General features: G+C 71.0%; 2 protein-coding genes. Both read right to left on the bottom strand.

The genetic code is table 11. The features are described from left to right. Positions 1 to 1,806: methylmalonyl-CoA mutase (gene scpA, locus ACQKIP_RS44970; protein WP_427745645.1), on the bottom strand; the 1,806-nt coding region annotated here is incomplete at its 3' end. After that, positions 1,806 to 2,583: methylmalonyl-CoA mutase family protein (locus ACQKIP_RS44965; protein WP_427745644.1), on the bottom strand; the 778-nt coding region annotated here is incomplete at its 5' end. The genes ACQKIP_RS44965 and scpA, both read right to left, overlap by 1 nt.

Raw genomic sequence — 2,583 nt, 5'->3', positions numbered from 1 at the left:
GCGCCCCTCGGCCTCCTCGAAGGACGAGACGAGCGTGCGGGTGCGCTCCACGGACGGCGACGAGCCTGCTTCGGTGCGGTACACACCGGAGATCGTACGGATCTGCCCCGCGTGCCGCCCGTACGAGGACTCCAGGGCGTCCGAGATCTCGCCGACCGTCGCCTTCGCGCGGGCCGCGTCGACCGCCAGCGCGAGGAGGTTGCCCTCCAGGCCCGGGCCGGGCTCGCGCCCGGCCGCCGTGGTGAGCGCCCGCAGCGCCTCCTGGCAGGCGCTCTCGTCCCGCTCCGCGCGCAGCCGCTCCAGCTTGGCGATCTGCTGGGCGCGCACCGAGGAGTTGTCGACCTTCAGGACGTCGATCTGCTCGTCGGTCTCCACGCGGTACTTGTTGACGCCGATGACGGGCTGGCGTCCGGAGTCGATGCGGGCCTGCGTGCGGGCCGCGGCCTCCTCGACGCGCAGCTTGGGGATGCCCGCGTCGATGGCCTGCGCCATGCCGCCGGCCGCCTCGACCTCCTCGATGTGCTGCCAGGCGCGCCGCGCCAGGTCGTGCGTCAGCTTCTCGACGTAGGCGCTGCCGCCCCACGGGTCGATCGTGCGCGTGGTGCCCGACTCCTGCTGGATGAGCAGCTGGGTGTTGCGGGCGATGCGCGCGGAGAAGTCGGTGGGCAGGGCGAGTGCCTCGTCCAGGGCGTTCGTGTGCAGCGACTGGGTGTGGCCCTGCGTCGCCGCCATCGCCTCGACGCACGTACGCGTGACGTTGTTGAACACGTCCTGCGCGGTCAGCGACCAGCCCGAGGTCTGCGAATGGGTGCGCAGGGAAAGCGACTTGGGGTTCTTCGGGTCGAACTGCTTGACCAGCTTCGCCCACAGCAGGCGCGCCGCGCGGAGCTTGGCGACCTCCATGAAGAAGTTCATGCCGATCGCCCAGAAGAACGAGAGCCGCGGCGCGAACGCGTCGACGTCCAGGCCCGCTTCCTGCCCGGCCCGCAGATACTCCACGCCGTCGGCGAGGGTGTAGGCCAGCTCCAGGTCGGCCGTGGCTCCGGCCTCCTGGATGTGATAGCCGGAGATCGAGATGGAGTTGTAGCGCGGCATCTTCTGCGAGGTGTACGCGAAGATGTCGGAGATGATCCGCATCGAGGGCTTGGGCGGATAGATGTAGGTGTTGCGGACCATGAACTCTTTGAGAATGTCGTTCTGGATGGTCCCGGCCAGCTTCTCGGGCGCTACGCCCTGCTCCTCGGCGGCCACGATGTACAGCGCCAGTACGGGCAGCACGGCGCCGTTCATCGTCATCGACACGGTCATCTTGTCCAGCGGAATGCCGTCGAAGAGCTGACGCATGTCGTAGATCGAGTCGATCGCCACGCCCGCCATGCCGACGTCACCCGTCACCCGCGGGTGATCGCTGTCGTAGCCGCGGTGGGTGGGCAGGTCGAAGGCGACCGAGAGGCCCTTCTGGCCCGCCGCGAGGTTGCGGCGGTAGAAGGCGTTGGACTCCTCGGCGGTGGAGAAGCCCGCGTACTGCCGGATCGTCCAGGGCTGGTTGACGTACATCGTCGGGTAGGGGCCGCGCAGGTACGGCGCCACACCCGGATACGTCTGGAGGAAGTCGAGGCCTTCGAGGTCGGCGCCCGTGTAGAGCGGCTTGACCGCGATGCCCTCCGGGGTCTCCCACAGGAGGTCGTCGTCGGCCTTGCCGGTGGACTCCTTGACGGCGCTGCGCCACTGGTCCTTGGAGACGGCGGAGGCCTCGGACGGGGCGTCCGGCGTCAGGCCGACGCCGGTGAAGTCGGGGATCGCCATTACGCCACTCCCATGTGGTCGAGGGTGGAGGAGAGCACGGACACGGCGTCGCAGCCCGCGAAGACGTACGCGTCGACCGAGGCGAACTCGGCGGGCCGCCCCGCGAGGAACACCCGCCGGGCGCCGGCGGCCTTGAGCGCGTCGGCGACCCCGGCGGCCTGCTCCTCGTACAGCGCGTCGCTGGAGCACAGGCACGCCACCGTGGCACCGCTGGCCTTGAACGCCTCGGCGGCCGTCGTCGCGTCCACCGTCACCGGGTCGTGCACGGCTTCGATGCCGCCCGCCTGGAAGAGGTTCGCGGCGAAGGAGGCCCGTGCGGTGTGCGCGGCGGCCGGGCCGAGCGCGGCGAGGAACACCTTGGGGCGGGCCCCCGTCGACGCGAGGTGGGCGTCCGAGCGTGAGCGCAGGGCCTCGTACGCCTCGTCGCGGCGCACCCGCGGCAGGCCGCCCGTCGCCCCGGCGGGCGACGCCGTGCGCTCGACCGGACGCTCCGTCAGATTCGGGAACTCGCTGACCCCGGTGATCGGTTCACGCCGCTTGGCCAGCTTCTCGCTGCGCCTGGCCCAGGTGGCGGCCAGACGCTCGCCGATCAGGCCGGAGCGCAGGGCCGCCGCCTGGCCGCCCGCGCGCTCGATCTCCTGGAAGAACTCCCAGCCCGCGTGGGCCAGCTCGTCGGTGAGGCGCTCCACGTACCAGGAGCCGCCCGCCGGGTCGATCACCCGGGCGAGGTGCGACTCCTCCAGGAGGATGGTCGAGGTGTTGCGGGCGATGCGGCTG

This window comes from Streptomyces sp. NPDC059900 (genome assembly GCF_050270335.1).
In the GTDB taxonomy this organism is placed as follows: domain Bacteria; phylum Actinomycetota; class Actinomycetes; order Streptomycetales; family Streptomycetaceae; genus Streptomyces.
This window is presented reverse-complemented; position numbering and strand designations above follow the sequence as displayed.